A 17,086-nucleotide genomic window follows, 5' to 3' on the forward strand; every position below is an offset into this window, starting at 1 on the left:
AACATGCAAGTTACGGCGTGTTACCGTTTTTGATCAGGCCTTAGACTGAGAAGTCTGTGCTTCGCACTCACGGCGAGCTTCTTCCAGAATCTTTAGATCTTCCTTGCTGAGCGGATGTTCATTCAGCTGGTTTTTCTTGAAAGTAGGGTCAAGCATAGATAAACGGTTACAAAGCATATTCATGCGTTTTTCATTTTGCTGAATACGGTCAAGTAGAACCCGCATACCTTCAATAATCGGATCAGACTGATCTTGTGTCGTTGCATATGGCTGGAAACCAATACTTTCTGCATAATCGCGACGACGTGCTTCAGCTTCATCTTTCGGCTGATCTTTGGTAATAAACCGCGCAGGGTTACCGACCGCTGTGGTATTGGCCGGTACGGCTTTGGTTACAACAGCATTGGAACCGACCTTGGCATTTTTACCAACTGTGAACGGACCGAGAATTTTTGCGCCAGCGCCCACAACCACACCATCTTCCAGGGTTGGATGACGTTTGCCTTTATTCCAGGTCGTACCACCCAAGGTCACACCGTGATAAAGAGTAACATCATCACCAATTTCAGCTGTCTCACCAATCACCACACCCATACCATGGTCAATAAAGAAACGGCGGCCAATCTTGGCACCCGGATGGATTTCAATTCCTGTAGCAAAACGGCTGAATGAGGATAAAGCACGTGCTGTGCCTTTACAGTCTTTGTTCCACAGTTCATGTGCCACACGATGCATCATCAGCGCATGAATACCAGGATATGTGGTCAAGACTTCCAGGGTGTTGCGTGCAGCAGGATCGCGCGCGAAGACAGCCTGTATATCCTCTTTGAGCTGTTTAAACATTAGATTTGATCCTTGTCCTGTTGGGTAGTGTGTGAAGATTTCTTCCAGGTGCCATTATTCAAGGCCTGAACCCGGCTGAAAATACCACGGAGTAAATGATATTCCATACGATCTAATTGTATACGTCCAAATAGGCGACGCAAGCGTAAAGGTAGCAATCGTGGATTTTTAGGATCCATAAACTCAATTTCTGCCAGCATTTTTTCTAAATGTGGATAGAACTGTTCCATCTGTTCATGATTCACCAGCGGTTCATCCCATTCCATTTCAATGCCATCAATGACCTGCATGGTGGCTTTAGCATCACGTGGATGTTCTACCTGATCCAATGCAGCCATACGCAGTTCATAGCAGATGACCTGAATTGCTTGTGCGACATTGAGTACACCGTAGTCGGTATTCACTGGAATAGTGAGGTGATAATTTGCCATTGCCAGTTCTTCATTGGTCAGGCCACGGTCTTCACGACCAAACAGAATCGCAATTTCCTGTTGCTCTTGCACGACCGCAGACAGCGCTTTTTCAGCCGCAGGACGCACATCCAGAAGAGGCCAGGGAATGGTACGGCTGCGTGCGCTGGTACCGAATACAATCTGGCAGTCTTTAATGGCATCTTCAAGGGTTTCGACAATCTCGATCTGCTCGATCAGATCAGTTGCACCCGCAGCCAGCGCGTCGATATCCGGATGCGGATAGGTTTTTGGTGCCACCAGAACCAGCTTGGACAAGCCCATGGTTTTCATGGCACGTAAGGCACTGCCGATATTGGCAGGTAAAGTGGTATTGACCATGACAATACGCACATGGGAGAGATGTGCTGAAACAGCAGCATTGTCAATTTGACTCATGATGATTCCAATATAAATATTTTAAAGGTCAGAATTTATGAATATTGCGGCTGAGACTCGGCTTCATATTGCGCCAGGGCATCATCCATACTCATATCTGCAGGGGGAGGCGGCACTTCAACCGGCTTGGCCTCTTCATAAGATACCGCACGGGCAGCTTTAGATTTAACCTGATATTCAATATGCAAGGCAGCTTTACCAAAGTAGTCCCGTAATTTGACCAGCAGCTCATCCAGCGGAGCAACTTTCCAGTTCAGGCCCAGATGCAGCTCAGTCGTTGCATAGTCATAATCCAGATAAAGAATGACTGGAATATGCGTACTCATATCCACATTGGTATATGGCATGAGAATCTGTTGCAGATCACGGCTGAGGGTTTTACTGTAATGTTCCGCTTGCAGAGTAATCTTGATGCTATTGGCTCGTTTCTGGCGGATTTCGTTCAGGCTAAAGGCTTTAGTCAGACGACCCATTGGACGGTCAAAACCTTCGCGCTCATAAATTTCGCCTTCAATTACCACCACTTGATCCACCTGAACGATGTCTTTAAAGCGGTTAAAACGTTCATGATTGGTGGATACTTCAATCCGTGCCGTACCATCATCCAGCGTCACCATCATCCGGTTCGGGAAGTTGGCTACATCCACTACCAGACCTGCAAATACTGTCGTCACACCACGGCGGGTTGGGGTCAGTTCATTGATCTGACACGGTACAAAAGCTTTCAGCTCATTACGGTAAACATCAATCGGGTGACCAGTCAGATATAGACCAAGCGTATCTTTTTCGCCTTTAAGGCGGACTTCATCGGACCACGGTTTGACTGGCTTAGAAGGTTTGCGTTGAACTTCTTCAACTTCACCAAACAGATCCATAATACCAGTTTCACGGTTTTGGCGAGCCTGATCCGCAGCCTGTACCGCTTCAGGGAGTTGTGCCATCAGGTCAGCACGCTCGATGCCCAAGCAATCCAAAGCACCGGCACGAATCAAGGCTTCCAAAGTCCGTTTATTGATTTTTTTCAGGTCAATACGATGGCAGAAGTCAAACAGGTCTTTATAGGGACCTTCTTTCTGACGGGATTCAATTACCGACTGCATAGCCGCTTCACCAACGCCTTTAATCGCTCCTAGGCCATAGACAATGGTTTTTTCATCAGTAGCATGGAACTGGTAGATCGACATATTGACGGATGGTGGTAATACTTCCAGATTATTCTTGCGGCAGTCATCAATCAGGAATACCACGTTATCTGTATTCTGCATTTCCGAAGACATCACCGCTGCCAGGAACTCAGCCGGATAATGGGCTTTCAGCCACGCCGTCTGGTAAGCAACAAGAGCATAAGCTGCCGCATGCGATTTGTTAAAACCATAGCCGGCAAACTTTTCCATATAGTCGAAGATATGGTTAGCCGTGGCTTCATCAATATCTTTTTTCGCAGCACCTTCAATGAAGATTTTACGCTGCTTGACCATTTCCTCAGGCTTTTTCTTACCCATGGCACGACGCAGCAAGTCCGCGCCACCGAGGGTATAGCCGGCACAGAACTGTGCAGCCTGCATTACCTGTTCCTGATAGACCATAATCCCGTAAGTTGGCTCTAATACGCCTTCAAGCAGGGGATGCAGATATTCAAACTCACCGCCGTGCATACGATGGATAAAGTCAGGAATCAGGTCCATTGGACCCGGACGGTACAACGATACGAAAGCGATAATCTCTTCAAATTTGCTTGGGCGAGCTTCTTTCAGCATCTTTTTCATGCCCACGGATTCAAACTGGAACACTGCCGTGGTATTGGCTTCAGCAAAGACCAGATAGGCATCTTTGTCATCTAGCGGGATATAAGCAATATCCAGCGGTTTATCGCTCTGAATTCGTTTATTGATATTCTTAACCGCATCTTCAATTACGGTCAGGTTACGCAAACCCAGGAAGTCGAACTTCACCAGGCCGGCTGCTTCAACATCGTCCTTATCGAATTGGGCAACACGCGCAGTACCATCAGCATCACACATCACAGCTGAGTAGTCTGTCAGCTTGGTTGGTGCAATTACTACACCACCGGCATGTTTACCGGTATTCCGGGTAATACCTTCAAGCTTGAGCGCCATTTCCCAGATTTCAGAAGCATCGTCATAATCCGGATTGGAGGGATTGGTAACGACGTCTTTCAGTTGTGGCTCGGCTTCCAGAGACTCTTCCAGGCTTAAACCCAAAGGTTTGGTGGGAATCAGTTTGGAAATGCGATCAGCCAGACCATAGGATTTACCGAGGACACGTGCCACGTCACGAATTGCCCCTTTGGCCGCCATGGTACCGAAGGTCGCAATCTGGGAAACTGCTTCTCGGCCATAAGTACGCGCTACATAATCAATTACGCGGTCACGACCAGCGATACAGAAATCGACGTCAAAGTCAGGCATCGAAACACGTTCCGGGTTTAAGAAACGTTCGAATAGCAGGTCATAACGCAGTGGATCAAGGTCAGTAATTTTTAAACTGTAGGCTACAAGAGAACCGGCACCTGAACCACGGCCCGGACCTACCGGCACACCATTCCCTTTGGACCACTGAATGAAGTCCATTACGATCAGGAAGTAACCCGGGAAGCCCATGTCCAGAATAATCTTGATTTCAAAGGCCAGACGTTCATCATAAGGCTGACGGATTTCCGGCCAGTCCTCACCACGTTGTTCAGGGGGATACAGAAAATCTAGGCGTTCTTCCAGACCGACTTCACATAAATGGGTAAAATAACTGCCTATGGTATGACCTTCCGGAATCGGATAGTCTGGCAGGTCATTAAAGCCTAAACGCAAGGTGACATTGCAGCGTCTTGCGATATGAAACGTATTTTCAATCGCGGTTGGAATATCCGAGAAAAGCTCTGACATTTCTGCTGAACTTTTAAAATACTGTTCAGGACTATAGGTTTTAGGACGGCGATTATCACCAAGTACATAACCATCGGCGATACAGACACGTGCTTCGTGTGCTTCAAAGTCTTCACGTGCAAGAAAGTGCACGTCATTATGTGCGACTACACCGATATTATATTTTTTGGCGAGTTTGACCGCCTCTTCAATGAAAAGGTCTTCATTAGGACGACTGGTACGAGTAAGCGCTAAATATACGCGATTACCAAATTTCTCTACCCATTCTTGTAGTAAAGGTTCAGCCTTATCGGGATTTGAAGTAATCAGCATTTTGCCGACATCAGATTGCATACCCAGCAATACGATCATGTCATCGTGCTGCTTTAAAATCCAATCTTTTTGTACACAAGGAATATCCAGTTGTTGGCCGCTAATAAAACCTTCAGAGACCAGTTCGGTCAGGTTGCGCCAGCCTTTATTGGTCATGGAAAGCAGGGTGACACGATGCTCGGCATCATTCAGGCGAATTTCAGAACCGAGAATTGGCTTGATGCCTTTATCTAGGCATTTTTTATAGAATTTGACCGCAGCATGGAGATTAGATAAATCGGTTAGCGCGAGTGCTGGCATCTCGTCATTTGCGGCAGCTTTGACCAGGTCCGGTATCCGTACGATGGATTCAGTAATCGAAAATTCTGTATGAATACCAAGATGAACAAAGTGCATAAATGAGTCCCTGCAAAAACCACTCGATAGTTTAGCACGGGATTTATTGTTTCAGTTTGAAATTGAGGGGAAATGCTGAACTTTTAGATTGTAATTGAGAATTGACTTAAGGCTATGTTCATCACTGTATTGGGATAGAACTATTCTCCCTAAATTGAATTTGTATTAGGCGACATGGATGTTGCCGTTGGCTTGTGATACAGGGAAGTATCATCAAGCCAACAGAAGGTTTTTTACCTTGCATAGGAGTGCTATTCATCTTTCAAAAGTAAAAGAAAAATTTCAAGTGTCAGTAAGCTTATTCCTGAAGTTATTTGAAAATTAGAACTTCATTATTTTTACTTTAATTTAAATTTTGAGTAGTTATGTCTTACTAGTGACGGGCCAAAAGTAACAAAACCCCTTTGTTGATCTGATGGCACTTCCTGATCAAGCTTTAAGCATTGCTTTAAAGCTTGTGTAAGACAGATCAACGGCAGCATCCATGTGTTCGCTTCGATGTTTAAGATGCAGATATTTTATGGGTAGAAAATAAAACCCTCAAAAAGAGGGCTTTAGTTATTCGGAGAATCAACTTAACGAAGCCGTGATAACCAGTCACCCACACTCTGTACAATCTGTACCAGAATCAATAATACAATGACAGTCATGATCACCACTGAGGTATCAAAACGCTGATAACCATAAGAAATCGCCAGATCACCAATACCGCCAGCACCGACAGCACCTGCCATCGCGGTAGCTCCAATCAGACTGATGGTGGCAGTCGTAAGATTCAGAATCAGCGAACTACGCGCTTCCGGCAGAATAAACTTGAAAATAATTTGCATTGGTGTTGCACCCATGGCTTGGGCAGATTCGATAATGCCTTCATTTACTTCAAGCAGAGAGGTTTCCACCAAGCGGCCGATATAAGGCCCCACATAAATGGTCAAAGGCACAATCGCTGCCCAAGTACCAATTGATGTTCCAACCAGAAATTTAGTCAGTGGAATAACAGCAATCAGCAAGATAATAAATGGCAGGGAACGCAGTGCATTTACAATCGGATTTAGACCATGATAAATCACACGGTTTGGCAAAATTCCATTTGGACGAGTAACTAATAGAGTAATCGCCTGAATAAAACCCCAGATACAACCAAACAGCATCGCGAAGAACACCATATGGAAAGTTTCTTGCAGTGCAGTCACGAACTGGTCCATCGACAGCGAGCTTTTCCAGAAAGGCGCAGTGATCGTAGTAAGCCACTGTACAATTAAGTCTCTCATTCCTGTACTCCTGCCTGATCTACCTGTACGCCGTTATCTCGGAGATATTGTATTGCAGCTGTAATTTGCGCGGGATCACCGAGAAGCTGGATAAACATCTGTCCAATCACCGAACCATTAATTTCAGTCATATTGGCAAACAGGATATTCAAACTGATATCAAACTGTTTGATAACGCCCTGAATCACAGTTTCCTGCGCTGAGCTACCCAGGAACTTTAAACAATAAATACTGTGATGATTCTGATTTTCCAGATTCGTCAGAATATTTACGGGCAGGTTTTGCTGGAGCACCGTCTGGATAAAGTTTTTCGTGGTCGGATGCTGAGGCTGACTGAAAATCTGTAAGGTAGAGCCAGTTTCAATCACGTCACCTTTTTCCATCACGGCAACATAATCACACACAGTTTCAATTACATCCATTTCATGGGTGACCATCACAATCGTAATGCCTTGTTCTTCGTTAATTTTTTTAAGTAGCTGTAGAACAGATTTGGTGGTTTGTGGATCAAGTGCAGAAGTCGCTTCATCACAGAGTAAAATTTTTGGATGATTGGCAAGGGCACGGGCAATACCGACACGCTGCTTTTGACCGCCAGACAATTCATCTGGAAACGCATGGCGTTTATGTTTCAGGTCAATAAAGTCTAATAATTCTTCGAGGCGCTTTTCCCGTTCTGCCTTGCTCCAGCCGAGGAGTTTCATTGGCATTTCGATATTGGCCGCCACAGTTTTAGCTTGCATTAAATTGAAATGCTGAAAAATCATGCCGATGCTGGCACGTTCTTGACGCAATGCTTTGGCATCGAGTGCGGTAAAGTCTGTTCCGTTAATGATAATCCGGCCTGAGCTTGGGCGCTCAAGCAGGTTGATCAGACGGATGAGGGTGCTTTTACCGGCACCACTATAACCGATGATGCCAAAAATACTGCCGGTTGGAATCTGAAGATTAATCTGATTCAAGGCATGCAAGGTTTGACCCTTAAGCTCATACTGTTTTGAAATATCTTTAAATTCAATCATAGTGTCAAAAACTGCATCACGGATAAAAAAACAGGCAAGAAATCGTCCTTGCCTGTTCTAAAAGTCTATTATAGTACTATTTTGATTCAGTTAAATACGTCACAGGTTTGTTTACCGCAACCTTTGTACCGCCAAAGTGTTCATCAACATAGGCTTTCACAGCAGGAGTATGATACAACTGGCCAACTTTTTGAAGTACAGGATCATTTTGACGATCGGCTGCAACGGCTAAAACGTTCACGTTCATTTTAGTGCTTTGATCGATGGCCTCATAGTAGATCGCATCTTTCAATACGTTCAGACCACCTTCCATTGCCAGGGTATTACCTAAAACAATCGCATCGACTTCGTCTTTCACACGTACCGCTGTTGCCATTTGAATCGGCTTGATCACGATCTGTTTCGCATTTTCAGTGATGTCAGCAGGCGTACCTTTAACCAGATCAAAGTTTGGTTTAAGTTTTACCAGACCCGCAGATTGCAATAATAACAGTGCACGTGATTCATTTGCGCCGTCATTTGGAATGGCAATCGTAGCGCCAGTTTTAAAGTTTTCTACTTTTTTTACTTTGCTTGAGTAAATCCCCATTGGCTCAAGATAAGTCGTAGAAAGTGGAGCAATCTTTTGTGTATTAGCGTCGTTATAAGCCACCATATAGGCATAAGACTGGAATGCGTTAACATCAATTTCTTTATTGGCAACAGCAGTGTTCATCGACACATAGTCAGTGAAGTTTTTTACATCCAGCTTAATGCCAGCTTGCTCAGTTTCAGGTAAAGTGGCAATGTAGCGCCAGATATCAGCATCTGAACCTGTAGAAGCCATAGTCACTGTTTGCAGTTCACCTGAATCTTTGTTTTGTGCTGCATCCGTTGCAGGGGCTTCTTGTTTTCCGCATGCAGTTAAAGTCAATACAGATGCACTGAGTAAAACGCCAAGTAGCTTTTTCATAAAGATATCCTAATTCTCGTGTTGCCTAAAGTATATGCATTTTAAGGTCATGTTAAAGTGGAGTTTTATTACACTTTCATCTGACTCTAGATCGATGTCGCATGTGGCTCCGGCAGGGAAAATGCAAATGTACTGCAATAGTTCACGTTAGTTTGATCGGTTTAGAGTTCACCAAACGCTATATACTTTTTCTATTTGGAGAAAGTAAATAGAGATTATTTAAAGATATAGTCGTAAATGATGCTCTGGATCGGCGCAATCATACCAATCATTGTTTATTCAATATAGTGAATAAACAATGATTGCTTATCTGATTAAGTGAATAGCTAATTCATAAAAATATTAGTAATTACAATATATTATTTTTACTTTAAATAAGTTGAATATTCATTTCGATGAAAAGATGATCTTTATAATATTTTTGCCGATATTAAGCATAAAAATGCATATAGATAAATATAAGAAAAATATCTGATTTTTGGAAAATTAAGAAAACTCTATCTTAACGACATAAATCTTTCCTTCATGTCAATCAAGCGAGGCAGAATCTGATCTTGGTTTTCTTAGTTCATGATACTGCAAGCATGTTTTAACAGAAGGGGATATGCAGATAATCCGAACGCTGTTTTTCATAGAGTACGTGTCTACACAAGATATGATCGGAAGATACAAGCGGATGGTCAAATTCTCCTACTTTTTCTAAGCCAATATTTTGCATGACACGTTCTGATGGTGTGTTGATGCGAGCAGTAAAAGAAATGACTTTCTCTAGACGCAGGGTTCTAAAGGCATATTTCAGTACAGCTTTTGCACCTTCAGTTGCATAGCCTTGATTCCAGTATTGCGGTAACAAGCGCCAGCCAATTTCAGGGGCATCGGCAATTTCCAATTCAGGTGGATGAACATTCAGACCAATAAATCCAATGAATTCGCCAGAGCTTTTAAGCTCTACTGCATATAAACTCCAACCACGTGTTTCGATGGCATCTTTTAAGCGTTGCATAAATGCAGTGGCTTCGGAAGCATCGAATTTTTTAAGAAAATAACGCATGACTTCATCGTCTGTGCACATCTGGATAAATGGGGCAGTGTCGGAGTCTGCCATTGGCGGAGGATCAGGCGAGGGGTCGATATTTTACACATATTACTTTTAAAGTTGTGGTTTCTCTATTTAAGTAATTGATTTAAAATTAATTCAATTCCTAATTATAACAATTGTACGAATGAAGACTAAGATCATAAAAGACTTAACCATAGGTTATCTAGTTATTATTGTTATCATGACACTTATAACCTATTTTTTAATCTATCCATTAGCAGTTGATAAGGGTACAGCAATAGCTACCATGTTTGGTTGGTCGGCAGGAATTTTTGCACCGTTATCAGCTTTTGTTTTACTTAATGCATGGAAAGAACAAAACAATTTCATTGTTAAAAGAGATTTAATGATTGATGCATTGGAATATCTAGATGAGGCATTTAGGGCAATAGGTCAAATATATTGGTTAATTTACATAAATGAAACTAAGAGCTATTTTTATCCATATAATGAAAAAAATATACCTGTGGATTTATATAAATTTATTATGGATGAGCATACGATTTTTGTGAAAACTTTAGGGAAGTTTCATAAGGTTGCGCTGAGGGTATTAGAGGAAGAGAAATCGAAAGAATTTAATGATTTGTATAAAATTTTGAATAAACTGCACGATGAAATTATCTATGTTTTAGATATGAAAAATAAAAAAATTCAAGTCGATATTAGGGCTTATAACGAGAAATTTCCATATCTGTATGATTACTACCATGAACTTCTTAAAAAGAAAGAAAACTATGAACAGTTAGCTAAAGATTATCTAATTGCAAAATAAAAAAAACCCGCACTCAGCGGGGTTTTTTTAATGCTTAAATGAATTAAGCATTTTCACGTGCAATTGCGCGGTAACCAATATCTTTACGGTATTGAACGCCGTCAAACGTTACTTTTTGGCACAGCTCTAATGCTTTGGCTTGAGCTTCACCAATGGTATTACCTAATGCAGTCACACAAAGAACACGACCACCAGCAGTGACGATGTCACCATTCTCAAGCGCTTTTGTACCTGCATGGAAGACTTTCGCATCTGCCATTTCAGTGTCTAAACCTGAAATCACATCGCCATTACTAGACGTTTCAGGGTAGCCACGAGATGCAAGCACGATACCGACAGTTTTACGTTCATCCCATTCAGCTTCCGTAGGAAGATTACCTTCGATACCTGCTTGAACCAAATCAACTAATGATGATTTTAAACGCATCATGATTGGCTGAGTTTCAGGGTCACCAAAACGACAGTTAAACTCGATCACTTTAGGTTGACCTTGTTCATCAATCATCAAACCAGCGTATAAGAAACCTGTATATACATGACCGTCTTTCTTCATGCCTTCAACAGTTGGACGCATCACTTCATTCATTGCTTTTTCAAAAACGTCTGAAGTTACAACAGGAGCAGGAGAGTAAGCACCCATACCGCCAGTGTTTGGACCTTGGTCGCCTTCAAAAATACGCTTGTGGTCTTGTGAAGTGGCCATCGGCAAGATGTTGTCACCATCAATCATACAAATGAAAGATGCTTCTTCACCTGCAAGGAATTCCTCAATCACAACACGAGAACCTGCATCACCAAATTTGTTGCCAGCCAACATGTCATCAATGGCATCGAATGCTTCTTGATTGGTCATTGCAACGATCACGCCTTTACCTGCAGCAAGCCCATCCGCCTTGATCACGATTGGCGCACCATTTTTCTCAACAAATGCTTTCGCTGCATCAACTTCCGTGAACACGTCATAGAAAGCCGTTGGAATGTTATGGCGTTTTAAGAAGTGCTTCGCAAATGCTTTAGAGCCTTCCAGTTGTGCAGCAAATTGCGTTGGACCCCAAATTTTTACACCCGCTTCACGACAAGCATCAACCACACCATTTACAAGCGGTGCTTCAGGGCCGACAATAATCAGTTCAACTGCATTGTTTTTGGCAAAATCAATAATCGCAGGGTTGTCGAGAATGTCTAAAGCGACATTTTCACATTTATTTTCAGTTGCAGTACCTGCATTACCTGGCGCTACAAAAACTTTTGTAACTTGATCGTCTTGTGCGATTTTCCACGCTAATGCATGCTCACGACCGCCACTACCCAAAACTAAAATGTTCATCTTTAGAATAATCCTCGAAAATGAAATTCCCAAAGCCTAATTCGGCTTAAAAATCATTAACATCTTAACGCAAGATGCAAATCAATACAGACATAATAAACCCCCCTTATAGAAAGGAGGGCTTATTTTTAAATTTTACAACTTAGTGGCGGAAATGACGCATGCCAGTGAACACCATTGCAATACCAGCTTCGTCAGCTGCTGCAATCGTTTCTTCGTCACGCATAGAACCACCCGGCTGAATAATGCATTTGATACCTGCTTTTGCAGCGTTATCAATACCATCGCGGAATGGGAAGAATGCATCAGATGCCATTACTGCACCTTCAACCACTAAACCTGCATGTTCTGCTTTAATTGCTGCAATACGAGCCGAGTTCACGCGGCTCATTTGACCTGCCCCCACACCGATGGTTTGACGGTTTTTCGCATAAACAATTGCATTAGACTTCACGTATTTCGCTACTTTCCAGGCAAAGATCATGTCGTCAATTTCTTGTTCAGTTGGTGCGCGTTTAGTCACAACTTTAAGATCATCTTTCGTAATCATGCCTAAGTCTTGATCTTGAACTAACAAACCGCCGTTTACGCGTTTGTAGTCAAGTTGTGCAGCACGTTCGTCAATCTTCGGAAGTTCGCCACATACGAGTACGCGTACATTCTTCTTCGCACCAGTGACTTCAAGCACGCCTTCAGCAACGCTAGGAGCGATGATTACTTCAACAAATTGACGGTCAACAATTGCTTGCGCAGTTTCAACATCTAATTCACGGTTGAATGCAATAATGCCACCGAATGCAGATTCAGGGTCAGTTGCATAAGCCAAGTCATAAGCAGTTTTGATACCGTCTAAAGATACTGCAACGCCACATGGGTTGGCATGTTTAACGATCACACAAGCAGGCTTCGCAAATGATTTAACACATTCAAGTGCAGCGTCTGTGTCCGCAATGTTGTTATAAGAGAGTTCTTTACCTTGTAACTGTTTTGCAGTTGAAACAGAAGCTTCAGTTGCAGCTGGATCTACATAGAATGCAGCAGACTGATGCGGATTTTCACCGTAACGTAAGTCTTGAGCTTTGTTCAATTGTGTATTGAAAGTACGCGCGAATTTGTCAGCCTGACCTTCCTCGACACCTACGCGAGCGCCTAAGTAAGATGCGATCATACCATCGTATTGCGCAGTATGTTCAAATGCTTTCACTGCCAGGTCAAAACGGGTTGCATATGATAAAGCACCCTCAGCTTTAAGCTCAGCAATTACCGTTGCGTAATCAGATGCATTCACTACGATACCGACAGAAGCATGGTTTTTTGCAGCAGCACGAACCATAGTTGGACCACCGATGTCGATATTTTCGATCGCATCGGCCAGTGAACAGTTTGGTTTTGCTACAGTCGCAGCAAATGGATACAGGTTAACAACAACAAGATCGATCGCATCGATGTTGTGTTCAGCCATCACTGCTTCGTCTAGACCACGACGGGCCAGAATGCCGCCATGAATTTTTGGATGTAGTGTTTTAACACGGCCGTCCATCATCTCTGGGAAACCAGTGTGCTCTGAAACTTCAACTACAGCGATATTATTGTCTTTCAACAATTTATATGTACCGCCAGTAGATAAAATTTCTACCCCTAGAGCAGCAAGGTTTTGTGCAAATTCGACAATACCGGTTTTGTCGGAAACAGAGATTAAAGCGCGTTTAATAGTCATGATCTTCGTCACAGTTACCAAGGAACAGATTAAATCTAAATAGCTAATTTACAGTCAAAAAAAATGCCTGCGATTAACGCAAGCATTTTATCATTTATTCACTCATTAAACCGTGTGCTTTTAACTTTTTACGCAAAGTACCGCGGTTTAAGCCGAGAATTTCAGCAGCGCGGGTCTGGTTACCACGCGTATATTCTAGAACTACAGATAGAAGAGGCTTCTCCATTTCTGCCAGCACCATGTCATACACCTGAGAAGGTTGCTCGCCTTGCAGTTGTGCAAAATAGTGGCGAACTGCGCGATCTACGTGAATACGAAGAGCGACATCAGATTGTGCAGTAAAAATAGGAGATTTGCTATTCATGCGAATTAATCCGAAAAATCAAATACCACTTGGGTAAAGTGATATATAAAAGTGGTCTATAAATTAAATGAGCTTCTGTTTTAGATCCTAAAACAGAAGCTCTAAAACATGGTCATTACATTGAGCATGTAGCTTGACACATCTCAGCCAGTTGGTCGAAATATAAGCGTAACAATTGTTAAATTTTTGTTACCGACCAAAAATCAAACAAAAAAATCTGCATGATACGCAATAAGTGTTAGAGCGCATTAGCAAGACTGTATTTGTTGTGAAAAATTAGCGAAGAGTTGGCAGCACATAGCTTTCGTGGCGCGTATAATACCATTGTCTACAAAAAAGTGAGCAAGAAAACTGCATTTTTTTTTAGTTTTTTTATCTTTTTTGATAGTTTTTTTCAATATCAAGGACGAATTATTTCTAAACTATAGCTATCGAAACTTTTTCGCTTGACTGGAACCTGAAAGTCGAATTTAAAAGGACTATTTTTTGGAATACGCTGGATGCTCACTAAACTTTCAATCAGGTATTCTGAAGGTGAAAGCGTATAGGAAGCAGTAATCACCCCATTATCTTTTAAGTCGAGACGCAAAACTGGCATGGCCAGGCTGCGATCATGATAATTGATCAGTTCACCTGTAAATCGGGTTTGTTTTGAATCTGATGCCGTGACTTTAACATTCCTGGTATTAATCAGGTCGTAATGTTCTTCCATATTAGAACAATTGAATACATCACAAACAGCATTAAACGCTGTACCCATCACATGACTATTCTTTAAGTACTGTGGATTAAACCAGAAGAACTGAAAAACCAATATGCCGAGTAATAATACATTTATTGCTGTCCAGCCAATATATTGCAAGATAGAGCGCTGACTTCTGTCATGTGTATCTTCTTCCCAGTTCATGGCTGGAAGGGCACTGATGGGCTCGGTACTAAAATAGTTTAGATTATTCAAATAGGTTTTGAGATCAATATTCGAGTTTTCAACTTTTTCATCAAAAATATGTAAAAGATTGTTGAGGCGAGAAGAAATCTTGCTGTTATATAAGTCTGCATCAAATTGTGATGTAGGTTGAGCTGGACTAAGAGACTCAACATTAGCTTCAGGGGGGGTGCCAGTGGTCGAAGGCTGAGGTTCGGTCACCAGATGAGAAAGTGCATTAAATGAGGTGGTGCATTTGGGACAACAAACCATACCCTGAGCAATGGTTAACTGAGCAACCGTTACTTTGTAGATTGTGGAACAAGTCGGGCAGAGGGTTCGTTTATCACTCATACATTCACGCTTATTTAATTCTTATGGCGTTTACCAGAAATTCGACACCAGTATTCATCACGCTTCGCTACTTCTAATATATCAAAATGATTAGAGTAAATGCTAGTAACATCAGTAACTTGTTCTTCAATAACACCCGCAAGTGCGAATTCGCCCTCAGCTTTTACCAATTCTGCAAAGTGCGGTTCAAGCATCATCAGTGGACCTGCCAGGATATTGGCAACGAAAACATCTGCCTTTATTGCACCAAGCTCTTCGTTAAACTCTTCCGGTAAGCCTACATAAAGCCGATCAAGTACACCATTAAGTTCAGCATTTTGTTGGGTGGCTAAGACTGCTTGTGGATCAATATCGGTTGCATATGCTTTTTTCGCGCCAAGTAGCAGGGCAGCAACCGCTAAAATGCCTGAACCACAGCCATAGTCAATGACGATTTTGTCTTTGAGATCTGTTTTTCCCAGCCATTGCAGGCAGAGGAAAGTAGAAGCATGATTGCCTGTACCAAAAGCTAGACCAGGATCGAGCTTGATATTTACTGCATCTGCTTCAGGTGGTTCCATCCATTCTGGCACAATCCAGAACTTGTCAGAAATCTGAATTGGTTCATAAGCATCCATCCAGGTGCGTTCCCAAGCTTGATCTTCCAGAAATTCATGACGGATAGGCGCTTCAGGCATTTGTGCACGAATAAAGGTTTCGAGTGCATCGACATCGATTTCTTCGCCTTCTTCTTGTGCATAAATACCGGTAACAATCACTTTATTCCACAACGGTGTTTCACCTGGAAGTGGTTCAAGTAAATCCTGATTTTCAGCATCATCCAGCGTCACGCTCACCGCACCCAGCGAGCTGAGTAATGTTTCAGTGAAATCAACCTGAGCCTGATCAACCGTAATATGAATTTGTAACCACTTCACAGAAATAACCTTATGTATATCTTTTCAAAAAGCTATTGTAACGGAAGTTCCGGTTTTTGTGCGGCTAGATTGCTGTGCAGGTGTAAATAAAAAAAAGGATGCCTGAGACATCCTTTTAAAGGTTTTAGACTTTATCTAATCTAGATTTGTCAGGGGTTTTTGTACCTGAAGCGGTGCAAGTCGATTCAGTAAAGTGCCAAAAATTGCAGCAAATATATACATAAAAATCGAATAAACTGCCGCTGGCATTGCTACTGCTGAGCTGCCAATTACGGTCAGGGCAATGGTCATGGCAAGAGTGCTGTTATGAATACCGATTTCAAAAGCACTGGCGCGTGCTTGAGCGCTATTAATGTTAAGGAGTCGTGGAACCAGATAGCCGATGCCAAGGCTGAGGATACAGAATAAGGCAGTTGCCAGTCCGACTTGAGTCAGATATTCACTGATATTGGCACGTTCCTTCACAATGGTTGCGACAATAATAAGAACCAGAAAAGTAATAGCAAAAATCCGCAGTGGTCGATTCAATTTTGCTGTCACACCTGGTGCATAATGACGAATCAGCATGCCAATCCCAACTGGAATCAGAATAATCGCAAAGACCTGCAGAATTTTGCCAAATTGCAGGCCAACTTGCTGACCATCCTGCATGAAGTGCAAGATCGAGAAGTTAATAATTAAAGGCAGGGTAATTGCAGCAATGACTGAGTTGATTGCTGTCAAAGTAATATTCAGTGCTAGATCACCTTTGAATAGGTAGCTAAACAGGTTGGCTGTGGCACCGCCTGGAGAAGCAGCCAAGAGCATCAAACCGACTGATAACAGTGGTGGTAAAGCTAGTAGTTTACATAGTGCAAAGGCGATTCCCACTAGGATAATCAGCTGACAGAAAAGTGCGATGAGTACAGCTTTGGGATGGCGGGTAACTCGGCTAAAGTCACGTGGGGTAAGTTCAAGTCCAAGCCCCATCATAATGATCGCTAAAGCCAGTGGTAACAATATGGTAATAAAGCCAGAATCCATCTGTATACTCCTTATTTAAATGTCTTTTTTATCTATTTTTAAGT

13 protein-coding genes and 1 pseudogene are annotated in these 17,086 nt (G+C 42.4%); 1 reads left to right on the forward strand and 13 read right to left on the reverse strand.

Going from position 1 to position 17,086, the window contains the following annotated elements:
* Positions 1 to 33: 33 nt before the first annotated feature.
* From cysE to C8322_RS05295, 7 genes and pseudogenes are all read right to left on the reverse strand, one after another.
* Complete coding sequence (cysE, locus tag C8322_RS05265) at positions 34 to 843, reverse strand: serine O-acetyltransferase (RefSeq protein ID WP_004894357.1); 810 nt, start codon at positions 841 to 843, stop codon at positions 34 to 36.
* Complete coding sequence (locus C8322_RS05270; RefSeq protein WP_004812609.1) at positions 843 to 1,691, reverse strand: RNA methyltransferase; 849 nt, start codon at positions 1,689 to 1,691, stop codon at positions 843 to 845. The genes cysE and C8322_RS05270 overlap by 1 nt, the downstream gene beginning before the upstream one ends.
* A gap of 35 nt (positions 1,692 to 1,726) precedes the next feature.
* Positions 1,727 to 5,299, reverse strand: a complete 3,573-nt coding sequence (gene dnaE / locus C8322_RS05275; protein WP_004812611.1) for a DNA polymerase III subunit alpha — start codon at positions 5,297 to 5,299, stop codon at positions 1,727 to 1,729.
* A 575-nt stretch (positions 5,300 to 5,874) separates the two neighbouring features.
* Positions 5,875 to 6,570, reverse strand: coding sequence for a methionine ABC transporter permease (locus tag C8322_RS05280; protein WP_004812614.1), 696 nt, complete (start codon positions 6,568 to 6,570; stop codon positions 5,875 to 5,877).
* Positions 6,567 to 7,592, reverse strand: coding sequence for a methionine ABC transporter ATP-binding protein (locus C8322_RS05285; protein WP_004812616.1), 1,026 nt, complete (start codon positions 7,590 to 7,592; stop codon positions 6,567 to 6,569). Before C8322_RS05285 ends, C8322_RS05280 begins: the two co-directional genes overlap by 4 nt.
* Before the next feature lie 76 nt (positions 7,593 to 7,668).
* A complete protein-coding gene (locus C8322_RS05290; RefSeq protein WP_004812617.1) occupies positions 7,669 to 8,544 on the reverse strand; it encodes a MetQ/NlpA family ABC transporter substrate-binding protein in 876 nt (291 codons plus the stop codon).
* A 589-nt stretch (positions 8,545 to 9,133) separates the two neighbouring features.
* Positions 9,134 to 9,687: pseudogene (locus C8322_RS05295) on the reverse strand (GNAT family N-acetyltransferase).
* An 80-nt stretch (positions 9,688 to 9,767) separates the two neighbouring features.
* Here C8322_RS05295 and C8322_RS05300 point away from each other — a divergent pair.
* Positions 9,768 to 10,415: a hypothetical protein gene (locus tag C8322_RS05300; RefSeq protein ID WP_004812621.1), complete on the forward strand. Its 648-nt coding sequence runs from the start codon at positions 9,768 to 9,770 to the stop codon at positions 10,413 to 10,415.
* Positions 10,416 to 10,458: 43 nt separating this feature from the next.
* Here C8322_RS05300 and purD read toward each other — a convergent pair whose 3' ends face one another.
* The 6 genes from purD to C8322_RS05330 all read right to left on the reverse strand — a co-directional run bounded on the left by purD (position 10,459) and on the right by C8322_RS05330 (position 17,042).
* On the reverse strand, positions 10,459 to 11,742 hold the full coding sequence (purD, locus tag C8322_RS05305) for a phosphoribosylamine--glycine ligase (protein ID WP_004812622.1): 1,284 nt from the start codon (positions 11,740 to 11,742) through the stop codon (positions 10,459 to 10,461).
* A 142-nt stretch (positions 11,743 to 11,884) separates the two neighbouring features.
* A complete protein-coding gene (gene purH / locus C8322_RS05310) occupies positions 11,885 to 13,459 on the reverse strand; it encodes a bifunctional phosphoribosylaminoimidazolecarboxamide formyltransferase/IMP cyclohydrolase (RefSeq protein WP_004812624.1) in 1,575 nt (524 codons plus the stop codon).
* A gap of 94 nt (positions 13,460 to 13,553) precedes the next feature.
* Positions 13,554 to 13,823: a DNA-binding transcriptional regulator Fis gene (gene fis / locus C8322_RS05315; protein ID WP_001086304.1), complete on the reverse strand. Its 270-nt coding sequence runs from the start codon at positions 13,821 to 13,823 to the stop codon at positions 13,554 to 13,556.
* 400 nt (positions 13,824 to 14,223) lie between these two features.
* Entirely contained in the window at positions 14,224 to 15,102 is an 879-nt protein-coding gene (locus C8322_RS05320) for a DUF3426 domain-containing protein (RefSeq protein WP_004812626.1), read from the reverse strand.
* A gap of 14 nt (positions 15,103 to 15,116) precedes the next feature.
* Positions 15,117 to 16,019, reverse strand: coding sequence for a 50S ribosomal protein L11 methyltransferase (prmA, locus tag C8322_RS05325; RefSeq protein WP_004812628.1), 903 nt, complete (start codon positions 16,017 to 16,019; stop codon positions 15,117 to 15,119).
* A gap of 135 nt (positions 16,020 to 16,154) precedes the next feature.
* Positions 16,155 to 17,042 carry a bile acid:sodium symporter family protein gene (locus tag C8322_RS05330; RefSeq protein ID WP_004812629.1) on the reverse strand — a complete coding sequence of 296 codons (888 nt, stop codon included), beginning with the start codon at positions 17,040 to 17,042 and terminating at the stop codon, positions 16,155 to 16,157.
* Positions 17,043 to 17,086: the final 44 nt, after the last annotated feature.

Source organism: Acinetobacter sp. SM1B (assembly GCF_003289665.1).
GTDB classification, from domain to species: Bacteria; Pseudomonadota; Gammaproteobacteria; order Pseudomonadales; family Moraxellaceae; genus Acinetobacter; species Acinetobacter schindleri.